The organism is Nostoc sp. ChiQUE01b (assembly GCF_034531255.1).
In the GTDB taxonomy this organism is placed as follows: Bacteria; Cyanobacteriota; Cyanobacteriia; order Cyanobacteriales; family Nostocaceae; genus Nostoc.
Map to the genome: position 1 here is coordinate 90,314 of NZ_JAVRBM010000005.1, position 17,339 is coordinate 107,652.

At 42.4% G+C, this 17,339-nt stretch carries 14 protein-coding genes; 5 read left to right on the plus strand and 9 right to left on the minus strand.

Going from position 1 to position 17,339, the window contains the following annotated elements; translation table 11 throughout:
• Window positions 1-452: 452 nt before the first annotated feature.
• Window positions 453-2,297 carry a S8 family peptidase gene (locus RMY63_RS05365; RefSeq protein ID WP_322727707.1) on the plus strand — a complete coding sequence of 615 codons (1,845 nt, stop codon included), beginning with the start codon at window positions 453-455 and terminating at the stop codon, window positions 2,295-2,297.
• 107 nt (window positions 2,298-2,404) lie between these two features.
• On the opposite strand, the gene RMY63_RS05370 is transcribed toward RMY63_RS05365, so the two are convergent.
• From RMY63_RS05370 to RMY63_RS05380, 3 genes are all read right to left on the minus strand, one after another.
• Window positions 2,405-3,913, minus strand: a complete 1,509-nt coding sequence (locus RMY63_RS05370; RefSeq protein WP_322727708.1) for an HlyD family efflux transporter periplasmic adaptor subunit — start codon at window positions 3,911-3,913, stop codon at window positions 2,405-2,407.
• 63 nt (window positions 3,914-3,976) lie between these two features.
• The gene (locus RMY63_RS05375; protein WP_322727709.1) at window positions 3,977-4,852 is read right to left on the minus strand and encodes an SDR family oxidoreductase; all 876 of its coding nucleotides are present in this window, start codon (window positions 4,850-4,852) and stop codon (window positions 3,977-3,979) included.
• A 331-nt stretch (window positions 4,853-5,183) separates the two neighbouring features.
• Entirely contained in the window at window positions 5,184-5,339 is a 156-nt protein-coding gene (locus RMY63_RS05380) for a hypothetical protein (RefSeq protein WP_322727710.1), read from the minus strand.
• 95 nt (window positions 5,340-5,434) lie between these two features.
• On the opposite strand from RMY63_RS05380, the gene RMY63_RS05385 reads away from it, so the two are divergent.
• A complete protein-coding gene (locus RMY63_RS05385; RefSeq protein WP_322727711.1) occupies window positions 5,435-5,992 on the plus strand; it encodes a GUN4 domain-containing protein in 558 nt (185 codons plus the stop codon).
• 355 nt (window positions 5,993-6,347) lie between these two features.
• Here the strand turns inward: RMY63_RS05385 and RMY63_RS05390 are convergent, their stop codons facing one another.
• Both RMY63_RS05390 and RMY63_RS05395 read right to left on the minus strand, forming a co-directional pair.
• The gene (locus RMY63_RS05390) at window positions 6,348-7,250 is read right to left on the minus strand and encodes a S1 RNA-binding domain-containing protein (protein ID WP_322727712.1); all 903 of its coding nucleotides are present in this window, start codon (window positions 7,248-7,250) and stop codon (window positions 6,348-6,350) included.
• Between the two features lie 128 nt (window positions 7,251-7,378).
• On the minus strand, window positions 7,379-8,119 hold the full coding sequence (locus RMY63_RS05395) for a dienelactone hydrolase family protein (protein ID WP_322727713.1): 741 nt from the start codon (window positions 8,117-8,119) through the stop codon (window positions 7,379-7,381).
• Between the two features lie 314 nt (window positions 8,120-8,433).
• On the opposite strand from RMY63_RS05395, the gene RMY63_RS05400 reads away from it, so the two are divergent.
• From RMY63_RS05400 to RMY63_RS05410, 3 genes are all read left to right on the plus strand, one after another.
• Window positions 8,434-9,417 carry a GntR family transcriptional regulator gene (locus RMY63_RS05400; protein ID WP_322727714.1) on the plus strand — a complete coding sequence of 328 codons (984 nt, stop codon included), beginning with the start codon at window positions 8,434-8,436 and terminating at the stop codon, window positions 9,415-9,417.
• A gap of 200 nt (window positions 9,418-9,617) precedes the next feature.
• Window positions 9,618-10,817, plus strand: a complete 1,200-nt coding sequence (locus RMY63_RS05405) for an FAD-dependent oxidoreductase (protein ID WP_322727799.1) — start codon at window positions 9,618-9,620, stop codon at window positions 10,815-10,817.
• Between the two features lie 255 nt (window positions 10,818-11,072).
• On the plus strand, window positions 11,073-11,660 hold the full coding sequence (locus RMY63_RS05410; protein WP_322727715.1) for a Uma2 family endonuclease: 588 nt from the start codon (window positions 11,073-11,075) through the stop codon (window positions 11,658-11,660).
• Between the two features lie 84 nt (window positions 11,661-11,744).
• On the opposite strand, the gene RMY63_RS05415 is transcribed toward RMY63_RS05410, so the two are convergent.
• The 4 genes from RMY63_RS05415 to tig form a co-directional block, all read right to left on the minus strand.
• The gene (locus tag RMY63_RS05415; protein ID WP_322727716.1) at window positions 11,745-12,662 is read right to left on the minus strand and encodes an alpha/beta hydrolase; all 918 of its coding nucleotides are present in this window, start codon (window positions 12,660-12,662) and stop codon (window positions 11,745-11,747) included.
• A 125-nt stretch (window positions 12,663-12,787) separates the two neighbouring features.
• Entirely contained in the window at window positions 12,788-14,128 is a 1,341-nt protein-coding gene (clpX, locus tag RMY63_RS05420) for an ATP-dependent protease ATP-binding subunit ClpX (RefSeq protein WP_292775233.1), read from the minus strand.
• Between the two features lie 9 nt (window positions 14,129-14,137).
• Window positions 14,138-14,836 carry an ATP-dependent Clp endopeptidase proteolytic subunit ClpP gene (gene clpP, locus RMY63_RS05425; RefSeq protein WP_104905916.1) on the minus strand — a complete coding sequence of 233 codons (699 nt, stop codon included), beginning with the start codon at window positions 14,834-14,836 and terminating at the stop codon, window positions 14,138-14,140.
• A 345-nt stretch (window positions 14,837-15,181) separates the two neighbouring features.
• Entirely contained in the window at window positions 15,182-16,621 is a 1,440-nt protein-coding gene (gene tig, locus RMY63_RS05430; protein ID WP_322727717.1) for a trigger factor, read from the minus strand.
• Window positions 16,622-17,339 lie beyond the last annotated feature (718 nt).

Consider the following 17,339-nt stretch of genomic DNA (forward strand, 5'->3'; position numbering starts at 1 on the left):
CAGGGAGAAAGAGTTAGACACAAATCATTTGTATAAAGTATTTCGTGAAATGGTATTAGTCTTGGATCGCTGGGAAGGGAACTAGAAACAATTCTTTTTAAGGTATAAAAATATCTGCGTTAACGGAGTGTAACGCACCCTACTGGCGTGACACAGTTAAGGTAGTGCATTAAAAATCTCTGGAAACTCTAATTTTAGAAATATAATGCAATTTTTATATTGCACCAATTTCGACTAGTTAACTAGTAAAAGTTTAAAATTGACTTGATCAATTGACTCTTAAGAAAAACCACTATTTTTAGAATGTTTTTTGGTAGTAAAATTAGCAATTTATTATTAAATTCCATAGTAATTTTTGACAATAGAGTTTCTTCACACATTAAAACCTTTTTTTCAAAGGTTTTAACGCTTCAATCTGTCAAAAAAAGATTGCTATCTTTGAGAAAAAATTTATGCACATTGATGATGTTAATAACAATATATTGTCAAAAAAACAGCTAAATGCCACTTCAATCTCTTCATTAGATAGCTTTAATACGAAAGATGAATACAGCCTCACTTTCAGCAGACGTAGTAGCTATAAATTAGCCGATGCTGATGTGCAGTTGCTAAATAACGATGAATCTGGAAATAGCAATAACGCTACTAATAATGCTTTTAGCACTCAAAATTATAACTCCACTAATGGCTATGGCTTGATTAATGGAGCAGCAGCAGTGGCTAGAACTATTGGTCAGAATACCTTTGCTGATGTTCCCAATCTTGGTGGCAATAATTGGGGAGCAGACCTGGTTAAAGCACCGGAAGTTTGGGCACAGGGATATACAGGTAAAGGCGTTGTTGTCGCTGTTGTAGATACTGGAGTTGACTATAACCACGAGGATTTAAAAAATAATATCTGGACGAATACCAAGGAAATTGCGGGTAATGGTATAGATGATGATGGCAATGGCTATGTTGATGATACTTACGGCTGGAACTTTGCCGATCAAAACAACAACATTTTAGATGACAACGGTCATGGTACTCATGTTTCCGGCACGATCGCAGGAGAAAATAATAACTACGGTGTCACTGGTATTGCCTACGATGCCAAAATTATGCCTGTCAAAGCTTTAGATAGTTCTGGCTCTGGTTCCTATAGTTCCATATCTAAAGGTATTCGCTACGCTGTAGATAATGGAGCTAATGTGATTAACTTGAGTTTAGGAGGCGGATCTTCTAATCGCACTCTAGAGTCAGCTATTGACTATGCCAGCAGTAAAGGAGTGATTGTCGTCATGGCAGCAGGTAATGATGGTGACTCATCACCAGACTATCCCGCCCGCTATGCATCCAAGTCGGGAATTGCCGTTGGAGCAGTAGATAAGAATAATAATTTGGCCGACTTCTCTAACCGCTCTGGAACAAATCAAATAGCTTATGTCACAGCTCCAGGAGTCAAGATTTATTCATCAGTTCCGAATAATCAGTATGCAACTTATAGCGGCACATCTATGGCTGCTCCCCACGTTGCTGGTATTGTTGCCCTGATGCTTAGTGCTAACCCCAACCTGACTGATGCCCAAGTACGTCAGATTGTCACAGAAACAGCAGGAAATAGTACACAAACGACAAGCTCTAGTTTTAATAGTTCCAATTTTGGTTCTCTAGCGAGTCAGGTGATTGCAGAAACAGCAGGAAATAACACACAAACTACAAACTCTAGTTTTAATAGTTCTAATTTTGGTTCTTTAGCGAGTCAGGTGATTGCAGAAACAGCAGGAAATAACACACAAACTACAAACTCTAGTTTTAATAGTTCTAATTTTGGTTCTTTAGCGAGTCAGGTGATTGCAGAAACAGCAGGAAATAACACACAAACTACAAGCTCTAGTTTTAATAGTTCCAATTTTGGTTCTTTAATCGGTCAGGCAATTACAGAAACTACAAGATATCTAACACCAGAAAAGATCGCTAGTTTTAATAATTCCAATTTTAGTTCTCTAGCGAGTCAGGCAATTACAGAATCCGCAAAATATCTAACACCAGAAAAGATCGCTAGTTGGAATAATTCTGATTTTAGCCCTGTAATTGGTCAGGCAATTACAGAAACCACAAAATATCTGATATCAGCCGAAGGTAATAACATATCAACAAATCCAGAATTATGGTCGCAATTTCAAAACTATGAGAAGATTCTGGGTAGCATCAATGTGAATAGCAATCAGGATGAGAATAATCTAGATTTTGTCAAACTACTAGAGGGAATGCAAAAACAAATAGATCAGTATAGAAAATTTTTGGGTATAGCTTGAAAATTATAGCGATTTGCAGTTAAGTTCAATACTGCTCGTCGGTCGTGAATAAATGTAGGGGTTTAACAATGCTAAACCCTTACTTGTAGCTAATCTAACAGACTTTCTTACCTAACTGAAAATGCCTCATTGAATCGCCGTGTCACAGGCTCAGTAATAAAGGTCAAAATTGACTTCTTACGAGTGACGATTTCACCTGTAGCAGCCATCCCTGGTGTAAATTCTACTTCTTGACCCCGAACATTCACTGCATGTTTATTTAGCTTAATTCTTGTCGGAAAAACTAAACCCAATTCTTTATCAGCAATTGCATTTGGACTGACTTGCATAACTTCGCCATCCACAATGCCAAATTCTTGGAAGGGAAAAGTCGCCATTTTCACTTTTGCCTTCATTCCTTGACGAATAAACCCAATATCGCGGTTGAGAACTTTTACCTCTAGAAGCATTTCTTCCCCTTCGGGCAAAATTGACAGCAATTCTTCACCCGATTGTACTGGCCCCTTGGTGGCTTTTACTTTATAAATTGTACCGGCTACGGGAGCCTCAATCGTTTCTAGAGCTTGTTGCTTCCTCGCCTGCTCTAATTGACCTTGTACAGTTGTCAGTTCTTCTTTACGCTTATTAAACTGCGTCAAAATTTCGCTTTGGCGTTCTGATGCTACACGCTGGGCCTGACTGCGTGCAGCGTTGTAAGCTTGTTCTGCTTGGCGAATTTCCTGGACTTGAGCAGCAATATCTTTTTCTAATGATGTGACTTTATCTTGAGCCTCTGTAATTCGATTCTGGGCGTTGATCACTTCATCTTGCGCTCTGGTGATTTCTGTCTTTGCACGAGTTAATCTTTCTTGGGCATCCAGGTAATCGACACGAGGCACAGCGCCAGGAGTAATTAGAGTGCGTAGGCTTTTTTCCCTTTCTTGAGCAAGGGCTAAATTACTTTCAATTTTAATTCGGATGCTATCTGCATTCACAAGGTTGGTTTGAGCATTGGCAAAGCTGCTTTTGGCATTAACTAAGTTGTCTTGCAATCGAGTCAAGCGGACTTTAGCTTGATCGATAAGTGCTATTTGACGATTTGCTTCTGCTTCCGCCGCAGCTTGACGCGCTTGGTAGTCTTGCAGGCGGGAGTTTAAAAGTTCATCTTGCAGTTTTGTCCCAGTAGTTTTGCCTCCAACACGTTCTGCATCCAAACGTTTTAAATCGTCTTGAATCAATCTGGTAGATTTAGCTAGGCGGGAAACATCGGTTATTTGCAAGTCTGGATCTTTTTGAATCAGAACTTGACCTTTAGTAACGCGATCGCCTTCTTGTACTTTAACAGCGACAATTGACCCTCCACCCAAAGATGTCACCGGTCTTACCTGTGTAGAAGCAATTAATTCCCCCGGTGCTGTTGCGACTTCATCTATTTGTGAGAAGTACGCCCAAGCGATCGCCCCAAAGACGATGGCGCTCATCGTTCCCGCTAATAATCTAGTGTACAGGGGTGGCAATTCCTGTACCGCTTTCCCTAATTCATAAGTAAGTTGTTCCTCCGGTTGGGCGAATCGCTCTTTTGTCTGACGTGCTTGAGCAGCATTTACCATATATTTTTGTCCTTTATCATTAGTCATTTGTCATTTGTCATTTGTCCTTGATTATTCATGAATGACCAATGACTAATGACTAATGACTATTCAAACTGCTAAATAGCGCCGCAAAAAACCTTCTAATGTCTCTAATTGGAAGTTAAAAATCGCCTCTAAATTGGCAATTTCATCTTTTGTACAGAAAAATTCATTTGCTAGCAATGTACGATAAGTTCCCAAAGCTTTTTGGGTTTGGGGATTAAATAAACCTAATGCACTCTGTAACCCATCAATGAGAAATAGGGGTGAGTTAATTATTACTGGTTCTTTGGCGAAAATCCGACCAAAAATCCGGGGAATATCTTCTCGCAATAAAATCTCCGGCCCTCCGACGGGTAAAATCTGGTTACGAGCGCCTTCAACCGTCACAGAATCCACAACTATCCTTGCCAAATCATCTGTACTGACAATTGAGGTACGGTTTTTGCGATCGCCAACCAGCAGATACAATCCCGTTTCCCGAAATCGTTCTACCAGTGGCAGCAAGTTAGATGCTAATCCAGCTGGGCGCAAAATAGTGTAATTTAAGCCACTAGCTGCTAAATATCGCTCTACTGCTCGTTTGGCTTTGAAAACAGGAGCATCTTCATAACCGCGATCGGCTCCCAGTACAGAAATGAAGACAAAATGCTCTACGCCATTGGCTTTCGCCTGGTCGATGAGTTCAATATTAGCGCGGTAATCTAAAGATAAGGCATCGCTATCAGAACCGTGGGCACTGATAATATACCGCACACCCTGACTAGCTTTCTGAATATCTTTTTCCTCTAGCAAGTCACCGATGAAAATTTCTGCACCCCGATGTTCTAACTCGCTGTAGCGCGAATTAAGGCGGACAAATGCCCGCACAGACTGTTCTCGTTGTCGTAGGAGCCGCACAACTCTACGGCCAATTCCTCCGGTTGCACCAGTTACCAGAAACATATAAATACCTAAATTGAATAGTTACAGCGTTTATAGTTGTCAAAATGCTCGATATATGCTCAAAATTCATTGAGCAATACTTACAGGACTTACGCAAGATGTGCCTAAAAACCTGATTATTGCGTAGCGGTAATTCATGAATTACCTCTACTTTCGTTATGTTTATTTTGCGTAAGTCCTAACTTAAATAGAGATATGAGGATATTTTTATACTTTGTTACCATGTTCAAGATATTGTCATGCCAATAAGTCCCACCTTATTTATTTTAATACTTTAAAAATGATCCCCCACATCCTTGTAGATGCAGGGGATAGAATAATGGGATTAGTTTTACTGGCTCAACAAGTCAATAGCTTGTTCAAGCGACATCTTAGCCTTGTGCAAATTCAGCAGATTTTCCTGGTCGTATCGGTCAGGATGGCTCATTTTCCTGCCCTCTAAAGTTATCCGAATTAGTGCAGCTTGCTCATCTGTAGGTGAATTCATCTCATCTATAGCAGAACTGATGACCTGGATAGCGTTAAAGTTAGGGAATTTTAACCCTTTATACGTGGGTTGACTTTCGGACAGATACAGAGGCTATGGAGCGGTTAATTTGGGGTATTACTGGAAAACGCCCAGAGCGAAAACCAAAGCTACAGCCAGTAATTCAAGCCGATGACCTCAGTTCTGAGAAGGGAGTAAACTACACGCGATTGCGAGATTTGCTAGGAGCAGGCGAGTGGAAAGAAGCGGATGAGGAAACTTTAACTGTCATGCTCAAGGCATCTAGTAGGGAAAAGGAAGGCTGGTTTGATACCGAATCTATCAATAATTTTCCCTGTACTGACTTACGCACCATTGACCAACTTTGGGTAAAATATAGCAATAGGCGCTTTGGCTTTAGCGTTCAGAAGAAAATTTATCTCGAATTTGGTGGGAAAGCTGACGGTGAATATTATAAAGAAGCCTGGGATAAATTTTGCGATCGCGTAGGATGGAAAGTGAAAGGAAACAACTGGAAGAAAGAAGATGTAGCTTATAACACTTCAGCACCAGAGGGACACCTGCCAGTAACAACAAGTTTCCTATATCCGACTTTATCCATTCGACTATCACTGCGTCTTTTTCGTCTTCTTTTCTCGCATCAAGACTTGTGAAGTTTAACATATAAGCACTTCAGACTTTTATGAATATTTGTAATAAGGTTGTTTTCTACGAGTTAATCAACTTTTGAGAGATCCGATACCTGGCACTGGCGGTTGATAGGTTGAAAATTTCGCGGTGAACGAGTCATAAACCAATACAGTTCAGATAAGACCAAAACACTTGTAGAGACGGCGATTTATCGCGTCTCTGAACCGTATTTAGTCATAAACAATTCGTAATTAAAAGTTTTCCCAATTTAAAATCCCCCCACATCTTTATAAATGCAGGGGGAGTATTAACAATTCAAAATTCAAAATTGTTTCAGATGGGGATTTAAACGCTTTGTGCAAACAGCCCACTTCAAAACTATTCAGCAGCTTTGTTATTAGCTCTATTAGCACGCGCCTCAGCTGAAGCCATCACCTCATCAAAATTCTCTAGCACTTCGCCAGGGAAGTTTTCCAAAACTCTGGTAGAAAGAGCAACCCGCCCTTTACCCTCATCCAAGTCAATAATTACAGCTTTAATTGGCTGACCAACTTGAAATACTTTTTCTAAAGAATCAATAAATTTCTGGCTTACCTGCTTGATATGAAGTAAGGCGCTCATCCCACTTAAATCAACAAATACACCAAAAGGTTTGATACCAGTAACTTTGCCTTCCACCAGTTGACCTAGTTCTAATAAGCTGAAGTTGCTAGAACGAGTTGCTAATCGCTGGGAAAGGATAAGTTTGTTGGTGTTTTTATTAATTTCCAAAAAGCCTACAGTCAGATTTTGACCTTTGAGTGCTTCTAAATTATCACGCTCTGCCAGGTGCGATCGCGGAATAAATCCCCTCAAAGAGAGAATATCGACAGTGACACCACCTTTATTCACACCCATAACCCGTACTTGCACAGTCTGAGCATTTTCCTGCATTTCGGCCAGTCGTTCCCAGATGTGCTGAATTTCCAACTGCTTTCGAGAAAGGGTGACTTGACCTTCTGCATCTTGATCTCGAATAATCAAAAATTGCATTTCCTCTTGCAATGGCAGCACTTCCGACAAATCGGTAACTGCTCTCAAAGAAGCCTCATCGCGCGGCAGAAAAGCTGACGACTTGCCACCAATATCAACATAGGCTCCATCATGGTCAAGTTGGAAAACTTTGCCATGTACAATCTGTCCCTTTTGAAATTGGTAGTCGTGTTTTTCTAGTGCTTTGGCAAAATCGTCCATTGTAAAGGGCGAATTGGCTGTTTGAGAAAGTTTCGATTCGGAATTCATGACTTTTGAAGATTAGTTGTTATTTGATATGGTGCAACTGAAGTTTAGATTGTCATTTGTCATTTGTCATTTGTCCTTTGTTATTCACCAATGACCAATGACCAATGACGAACTTGGCTGTGTATGCTTCAGTTTAGTTGACCAAAGAGTTGTTTTACTTGCTCCCAAGCATCAGCCGCAGCTTTAGGATTATAACTGGCGCGATGGTCACAGAAAAATCCGTGATCAGCTCCATCGTAGCGAAACACACGATGAGGAATTTTATATTTTTCTAACTCTGCTGCAATCTCATCTACTTGTTCGGCTGGGATGCTAGTATCTTCCTTGCCAAAGAAGGCATAGAGAGTACCTGGAATTTCTCTGGTACGGGTGACAGTAGGAGCGCCACCTCCCGGCGTGCGAGTGGTAATTCCAGCACCGTAGAAGGAAGCCGTAGCTTTTATATCTGGTAAGGTGGCTGCAAGATATGCGACATGACCGCCAAAGCAGAAGCCAATACAGCCAAAACTATCTTTTTTCACTTGAGGCAGATTTTTGAGGTAGTCAATTGCTAGTTGAATATCGCTCAATAATTGTGATGCTTGAGTTTGCATAGCGTAGCTTCTGCCCGTTTCAATATCTTTGGGTGTGTATCCGGTTTCAAAGCCAGGAGCAATTCGTTGAAAAAGGGCAGGTGCGATCGCTACATACCCAAGTTTGGCAATTCGTTCTGTAACTTCCCGAATGTGAGTGTTGACACCAAAAATTTCCTGTAATACCACGACTCCTGGGTAAGATCCAGGTTCTTTTGGCTCTGCCAAATAAGCAGACACTTGAATATTGTCTTGCAAAAGATTAACCGTTGTGGTAATTGTTGCCTGCTCTGTCATAATAATTTTTACCAGTGCTATGTGATTAGCCGTGTGTTTATTTGATATAACTATGCCAGTATGCCTAGCTTTTTTCTAATTAAATTATCAATTACCAATAGTGAGCGCATTAGAAATTTGTATCAGAAAAACTTTATATGTAAATAAACATATTTGAGATGTAGCAAATGTAGCTGGTCACAAAAGGATGCTGAGTTAAAAGTGTTAAGTATAAAAACAACAAATACTCCCCACTCCCCACTCCCCATTACCCCTTATCCCCAGAGGGGGCCCCACCTTCCCCACTCCCCACTTAGTATTCAGGAGGTTTGGTGATGATTCAATTCCGTATTCAGCCAGACAGCGAAATTCCCGCATCAACCCAGCTGTTTAATCAAATCCGATTTGCGATCGCCTCTCGGCAATATCCCCCGGCTTACAAATTACCAAGCACACGGGCACTGGCAATGCAAACCGGGTTACACCGTAATACCATAAGTAAGGTTTACCGTCAACTAGAGGAAGACGGATTTGTTGAAAGTATGGCTGGTTCGGGTATTTATGTTCGTGCCCAAGGTCATGAGGGCGGTAGTAGGCTGCAATCACCAATTCTCAAACAAAATCCTGATGCCTATCAAGTTGTCCAGCAAGCACTTGACGAGCTGCTCTCTCAAGGATGTTCGCTGAATCAAGCTAGAGAGCTATTTTTAGCGGAAATTGACTGGCGCTTGCGTTGTAGTGCGCGGGTACTGGTTGCAGTTCCATCTTATGACATGGGCGCTGGTGAGTTGATGGTGTATGAATTAGAACGATCGCTAAAAATCCCAGTCCAGTTGGTAGCAATGGAAGAATTAACGGCTGTGTTAGATAAAACTACCTCTGCGACAGTAGTTACAAGTCGATATTTTATCAGTAATGTAGAAGCGATCGCAGCTCCAAAAGCTGCACGGGTAATTCCTCTAGATATCTACGACTACAGCAAGGAACTCAACCTATTAAAAACCCTACCAAAAGAAAACTGTGTTGGAATAGTTAGCCTTAGTTCCGGGATTGCACGAGCTGCAGAAGTCATCCTCCACGGTTTACGAGGTGATGAACTACTGGTGATGACTTCGCAACCAAAAGATGCCTATAAACTTCAGGCTATGGTTAAGCGGGCTGAGGTCATCATCAGCGACCAAGCCAGTTTTGCGGCAGTACAAGCAGCCCTGCAAGCATCTGATGAAGATATTATTCGTCCACCAAAGCTGATTAAAGTTGAAAATTATATCGGCGCTAACTCGATTAACTTGCTAAAACGAGAACTGGGTTTGAGTTAATTAGGACTTACGCATATTTCTCAAACTCTCATTCTCTGTGCCGCGCCAGTTGCTAAAGAGCGGGAACGCTAAAAGCGAACAAGTCTCTTAACCGCAAGGGCGCACTGGCTTGTCTGCGCCTCTGTAGTTCCCTATTCCGTAATTAATATCAAGATAATTCGAGTAACATCTTTGAGAGCAACTGATACAGGAGGGATGGGATAGTGCAGATTGTGATTGTGGGCGCAGGCCCAACAGGTGTAACCCTTGCACTGCTCCTTGCAAAACGTGGTATTGCTGTAACCTTGATTGAAGCCGCAAAAGACTTTCATCGGGTATTTCGCGGCGAAGGATTAATGCCTAGTGGCTTAGATGCCCTAGAGCAAATGGGTCTATCGGCGTTGTTGGAGGATATTCCCCATCGGCAACTCGACGCATGGGAATTCATTATCGGGGGTAAGCAGTTGTTTCGAGTTGATGAACCAATGGGAGCAACCCGACCCTGTACACTGGTTTCACAACCACCACTGCTCAAAGCACTGATTTCGGAAGCTCAAACTAATGATGGGTTTGAATTCATTCAGGGTGTTGCTGTCAAAGATTTACTATGGAGTAATCAACGTGTCGCAGGTGTAGTACTGAGCGATGGGAGAGAATTTGCTGCTGACCTAGTGATTGGGGCAGATGGTCGAAATTCCCTTGTGCGACAACGTATAAAATTAGAATTGGTACGCCAGCCCAAAAATATTGATATTCTCTGGTTTAAACTTGCCGCCAGCCCTGAGTTTGCAGAGAATAATGTGTTTCGTACAATTTTAAATGGCGATCGCGTATTTAGCATCTTTCACGGAGCAGAGTCAGGAAAACTGCATCTGGCTTGGGTAATGTCACCAACCGAAAACACTGACTCCAAACAAGCCAACTGGGCAGAAATTTTTGCCTCACTATCACCCTCATGGCTAGCAGAGCATTTCCGTAATCATGCAGACACTATCGAATCCCCGATTCGGCTTTCTGTTGTGGTTGGTTATTGTCCACAATGGCACGTACCAGGGGTATTGCTTCTAGGTGACGCTGCACATCCAATGTCTCCTGTCCGTGTTCAAGGAATTAATCTAGCATTACGTGATGTGATTGTCGCCGCTAATCATCTTGTGCCGTTGTTGCACAAAGAAACTGGACACCAGGATATTGACATGGCACTATCGCACATCCAAGCAGAACGTGAGCCAGAAATTATCCGCGCCCAGCAACTCCAGTTAGAGGAAGCTAGACAAGGTGAACTACTGCGAAAAAATGCACTGCTGCGATCGCTGTTGATTCAACTTGCCCCCTTGCTCCGTAAAATAATTCAAAAGTCTTGGTTAAACCGACAATATGAAATGCGTCAAGGTATCACACAGGTACACTTAACTGTCTAAAAAACCGCTATCAGTTATCCCACTTAGATATTATTCGTCCACCAAAGCTGATTAAGGTTGAAAATTATATCGGCACTAACTTGAATAAACTCAGGATTATGATTGTGGTAATGCAACCTTTATCAATTTAGGACTTACGCACACTCTACGAATTCTTAGCGTTCTTGGCGTCTTGGCGGTTCGACAAATTAAGCTTTTGGGCGATTTTTGCGTAAGTCCTACAATTATCCAATAAAGGAACTATTAAGAGGCGATATGACTATCCCACTTCTAGACCATCCCATACAAGAGAAACTAGTGACTGTCGCAGATGTTTCTTGGGAGGAATTCAAAGGTATTGAGGCACAGTTAAAGGACAACCGCAATGTCCGACTCTCTTATTTGTCAGGAATATTAGAAATTATGTCGCCCATTGGTGAAAAACATGAGTACGTTAAAAGAACTCTTGGCTATTTGCTAGAAGCTTACATGAGAGAGTTGGGTATCCGGTTCTACGGCCGCGGTGGTTTTACTCTAGAAGAACCTGGGTATGCTTCTGGAACCCCAGATGAATCTTACTGCATTGGCAGCAATAAAGAAACGCCAGATATTGTTATTGAAATCATCGTTACTAGTGGCACTATTAACCGCAAAGAGCTATTCAAACCCAAGAAAGTGCCTGAAGTTTGGTTCTGGAAATCTGACCAGATAAAGATATTCCGTTTAAATGCGGCTGGCGAGTATGAAGAAGTAAATCGTAGTGATTTCTTCCCGAATTTAGACCCGGCTTTGTTGCTGCAATATATCGGACATCCTGACCAGTACGACGCTGTTGCCGAATTCGTGCAGGCTATCCGAAAATAACTTCTTGGAACTAACTCTGATGCGAGAACAGATAACAAATATCTTAATCAAAAACGAAAGCTCAACAAAGAGATTAACAAGTTATCACACCTGTGGTTCTGGGATGGAAATTTGCAAAAACTCTTGTACCCGTTGCAGGTAAGTTGCTGCATCTTCCAACATTGGGAAATGTGCTGTATTGGGAATTATTGCAAATTCTACTTTATCAGTCAGTGCTGCTGCTTGACGCCCCATCTCGGCTGGAATAATCTTGTCATACTCCCCCGCCACGAGTAGAGTCGGCACTGTCAGCTTGGCAAACTCTTGTGGCATCAATTCAGCTTGAGCCTTACTGACTGAAGTAAAAATTGTCCCTAAAGCCGCATCGTAATCTGCTTCGAGAAAATCTTGCAAAAAAGCTTGACGCTCAGAATGTGGTATGGAACTATATAAAAATCTGGCCATAAACATCTGGTCAACAAATGGGATTTTGCTTAACCACTTGGGACGAAATTTTACTACATAGCTACCGAATTTATGAAAAGCACTAAAGGATTTTTCGTCGTACTCAAAAACGCCGCTACAGGTTAAAATTCCTCGTTCTACTCGTTGCAGGTAGCGGTTAAAAAACAAAGTCGCAACAGAAGCGCCCATTGAGTGAGCATGAATATACACACGCTGAATATGCAACCCATCTAACAAAGCTGCCAAATCATCAGCGTATTCCTCCAATTCATAGGTTAATTCTCTAATTGCCTCTGATTCTTCCTCTGGTGACTCAGACTCAGCAACAGCTTCACTTGCTTGGGCGATGGTTGGCTTTCCACGAGAACGGCCAAATCCCCGCAAATCGTAGAGTAAACAATCAAATTGCTCCGATAGAGCATTAGCAGTATTTTGCCAATATCTAGCCGAACCAGCCCAACCGTGGATGAAAACCATCATCGGCTTTACCAAAGAACCGGATGGTTTTTTCACCCATTCGTAGTAATGCTCAACGCCACGAACATTAATATAAGGCATTTGTCATTTGTCCCTTGTCCTTTGTCAGTTGTCAGTTGTCATTTGTCCTTTGTCCTTTGTCTTTTGTCCTTACATATTAACTGTTGACCAATGACTAATGACTAATGACTAATGACTAATGACTATTAGGCTGATTCTGGCTTCGGTAGTGAAGATGGATGTATTATCAGTTCAGCAGTTGATCGCTTCTCGACCATCTCCCGTGTTACTGTACAGCGTGTCACATCTTTACGGGATGGTAACTCATACATTACATCCAACATCAATTCTTCAACAATACCACGTAATGCTCTAGCACCAGTTTTACGGCGGTAAGCTTCTTGAGCGATCGCTCGTAAAGCATCTGCTTTAAAATCTAGCTGGACATTATCCATCTTCAGCAGCTTTTGGTACTGCTTCACTAGGGCGCTACGTGGTTGAGTAAGAATCGCCATCAGCGCTTCTTCATCTAGCGGATCTACAACTGCTACCATTGGCATCCGCCCAATAAATTCTGGAATCAGGCCAAATTTTACTAAATCATCCGGTTCTAGATGGCGAAGAGTGTCTGCTGCTCGTTTCTCCTTCGATTGCCCTTCTCCCGGTTGCACAAAGCCGATTGCTTTTTTGCCAACTCTCTGATCTACAATCTTTTCTAAGCCTACGAAGGCACCACCACAGACGAACAAAATATTACTTGTATCAATCTGGATGCAGTCTTGATAAGGATGCTTGCGCCCTCCTTGGGGTGGTACATTAGCGATCGTTCCCTCTAACATTTTCAGCAAGGCTTGCTGCACGCCTTCGCCAGAAACATCACGGGTAATTGACGTGTTCTCGCTCTTACGAGCAATTTTGTCAATTTCGTCAATGTAAATAATTCCCCGTTGCGCTTCCTCTATATCCAAATCTGCCACCTGCAACAGTCGCAGCAAGATATTTTCCACATCTTCTCCCACATACCCTGCTTCCGTCAGCGTCGTCGCATCAGCGACGGCAAAGGGTACATCCAAGATTTTCGCTAGAGTTTGCGCTAAGAGAGTTTTGCCGCAACCAGTCGGGCCAATTAACAAGATGTTGGACTTTTGTAGTTCTATGGCATCATCCGCCCCAGGTTTGCCACTGGCTTTAGACTGAATGACTGCCAGCCGCTTGTAGTGATTGTAAACAGCGACTGATAGCACTTTCTTCGCTTCGTCTTGACCAATAACGTGTTCGTCTAGATACTTTTTAATCTCTCTTGGCTTGGGTATTTGATTAAACGAAATACTAGCAGAGTGGGTACGCCGTTTTTCAGGTGGCTCTGCTCTTGGTGCTGGTTGTGCTGCCGCACCATTGGTATCGAGTAACTCCTCGTCTAGTATTTCATTACACAAGTCAACGCATTCATCGCAGATGTAGACTCCCGGCCCTGCGATTAATTTACGCACCTGCTCTTGAGACTTGCCACAAAATGAACACTTTAAATGGGAGTCGTACTTAGACATACCAGCCTCTTATTTCAGAATGGTGACGTTTTCCCCTGCTACGGGAAGATTTTGTCTGGAAATGACCTGATCAATCAAACCGTAGTTTTTTGCCTCTTCCGCCGACATAAAAAAGTCGCGCTCAGTATCTGCTTCAATTCTTTCTAAGGGTTGACCAGTATGGTGAGCCATTAACTGATTCAACTTAGCCTTAACGTAAAGAATTTCTCTGGCTTGAATTTCAATGTCAATGGCTTGACCTTGAGCGCCACCAAGTGGTTGGTGAATCATAATCCGGGAGTCGGGCAGAGACATTCGCTTACCGGCAGCTCCTGCTGTCAACAAAAATGCCCCCATGCTCGCGGCTAATCCAAAACAGATGGTAACAACATCAGGGCGAATTTGCTGTATTGTATCATAGATTGCCATCCCTGCGTAGACGGAGCCGCCAGGAGAATTAACATACAGTTGGATGTCTTTTTCTGAGTCTTCGGCGTCTAGGAATAACAACTGAGCCACAATTGAGTTGGCTACGGCATCGTCTATTGGCGTTCCTAAAAAGATAATCCGCTCTCGCAGCAGGCGGGAGTAGATGTCGAAAGCTCTTTCTCCCATGCCAGATTGCTCTATCACCATCGGCACGATGTTGCTAGGGCTGCTTAACTGGGAGTTAATGTTTATTCGACTTAAGTTGCTGATTGGGGAATTTCCCGACTGCGATTCAAGCATACAAGCTTTCTTTGACAATTATTTAGGACAAATGTTTCAGCAGCAGATGCTGCTTTTCAACGAATGGAATTTTTATAAGCTACGTGTTAACCATTATGCCTCATATAATTTCCTCTCGTGTAACACACTATCAAGCTCAAGTGATAACAGGTGTCACTATTTGCCGAAAATTCATTAATTCTTTAATTATTTTGACTTCATCCCTGAGTCTTTGGGCATGGGGCATTGGGCATTGGGCATGGGGCATTGGTTATTTCTCCCTGTAATTCCTCATCTCCCTTAGCTTACCCATTTCACCAGTACTTTAACTCAGAACTGGTGAATTAATGGCTGTGGGATTTTTTATTATCCTTCTGTGACTTCTGTAAATGTTTCGCTGTTTCCTTCCTCTGTCTGAGGTGCATCACCATCAGCATCTGATTCTGCATCTTCTGTTTCTTCCGCAGGACTCAAAGAACCTTCGGGTACAAGTTCAACTGATGAGTGTTCTAAGAGCCAATCGACGATTTTTCCGGTTAACAATTCGTTTTCCACGATTGAGCGCAGTTTATCTTCATCAACGTCTTGTTCTTCTGGGTATTGCTCCAAAAGTTCTGTGACTCTGGCTGCGATTTCTTCTGGTGTTACCTCGATAGATTCGCGTTTGCCGATTTCTCGCAAGGATAAGGAGCGTTTGATGCGTTCAATTGCTTCAGTACGCGATCGCTCCCGCAATTGCGGAATAATATCTTGAGTAAACAGCTTTCTCACATCTAATCCTTGCTGAGACAGCCGCATTGCTGTTTGCGTTAGCATTGCATCCACTTCTTGCTCAATCAAAGTTGCTGGTAAGTCAACTTCTACATGCTTGAGCAGTTCCGTTAACAAGGCTTCCTGCTTATTTGTTTTTGTTTTGTCGTCCGCCTCTTTTTGATATCGCTCTCCCAAAGAAGCCCGTAACTCCTCTAAGGTTTCAAAATCGCTGATTTCTTGGGCTAAATCGTCATTTATTTCTGGTAGTTCCTTTTCCTTCAGTTCTTTGAGCGTCACAGTGAAAGTTGCCGCTTTTCCAGCTAATTCTTCATTAGCATAAGGATCTGGGAACTGTGCCGCAATTTCTTTAGTTTCTTCAGGATTCATCCCCACGATTCCCGAAATAAAGCCTGGAATAAATTTATCTTCCTGCAACTCAACTTGAAAATCAGTTGCTTCGGCTCCGGGAATCGGTTCTAGCTCCGCTGTTTCGTCCTCGCCCTCAGTTCTGGCGAATGAACCTTTAAAATCGACTACGGCAATATCACCGATTTGGGCTGCACGTCCTTCCACAGGAATCAATGTCGCCAGTTCTTGACGTTCCTTATCCAGCGTGTTCTCCACTCGCTCTGGATCGAACTTGATTTCTTCAGCTTGGAAGAGCAAATCAGTGTACTGCACTAGATTCACTTCTGGTTCTACATCGACAGCAGCCGAAATCGTCAGGGGTTTTCCCGGTTCATAATTCTTAATCAAATCCTCAAAAGAGGAGCGCAATTGCGGCTGACCGATTGCTGGGATGGCTTCTTGTTTGACTGCTTGCTCAATGCCATCTTGAATTAGTTCTTCCAGCGCCGCTGCCTTGATTCGAGTTGTACCCAGCCGTTGTAGTAATATCGGTCGAGGCACCTTGCCTTTACGAAACCCAGGAATATTGGCAGTAGTCGCTAAGTTTTTAATCACCTGTTCATAAGTTTGCTTGGTAATTTCCGGCGTAATCTCTATTTCCAAGCCAATTTGGCTCGCGGGAAGTTTTTCCTGGGTAACTTTCATGCTTCGTCTCTAGTTTTCTGGTATTTTATACTCCGAGTACACACAAAACGCAATAAAATAATTGTTTGCGTTTATGGCTTGATGTCTCTTAAGGGCAAGGGAGTTTGCCAAAAGGTCTGATGACATCCAAGGATGGATGTTTGTCCACGGGCAAAGATCCAGTTTACTGCCAATGACCAAGGACTTGACATTTTACCTTCATAACAATTTGGTTAATGGGCATTGGACATGGGGAAGAGGACAAGGGGACAAGGAGAATTGGGGACAAGGGGAAAGACTTGTTGCAAGTTCTCACCTCTTATCACCTTGTCTCCCTTGCTCCTCTGCTCCCCTGCTTTTCCACTCCCTCATTTCGCTCATCTTCCCCACTCCCCACTCTCAAAAACTTAGGAATTAATTATTCAGTGCGCTAACGCTGTGATATCCTGGTTCTCAAAGAGTGGTTAGTACCCCGAAATTAAAGTTATAGTATTGAGTCTAGCTATTATCTAGCTATTATTAAGTTGTGTGTGGTACGAGAGCGCATCTGTTACTTAACCGTATAGCTCAGTTTGAAGTTGTGCTGGCTTTATTTAGATCCTAGTTTATTCATCATCTTGATCAGCAAGTTTGCAAACAATACATTTGTTTCTTTAGAGGTAGGATGCTTAGTTAAACGCCTAAGTGCAGATATCTACATTTTTATGAGAAATGGCGGTTTGTTGTAGTATAATATATA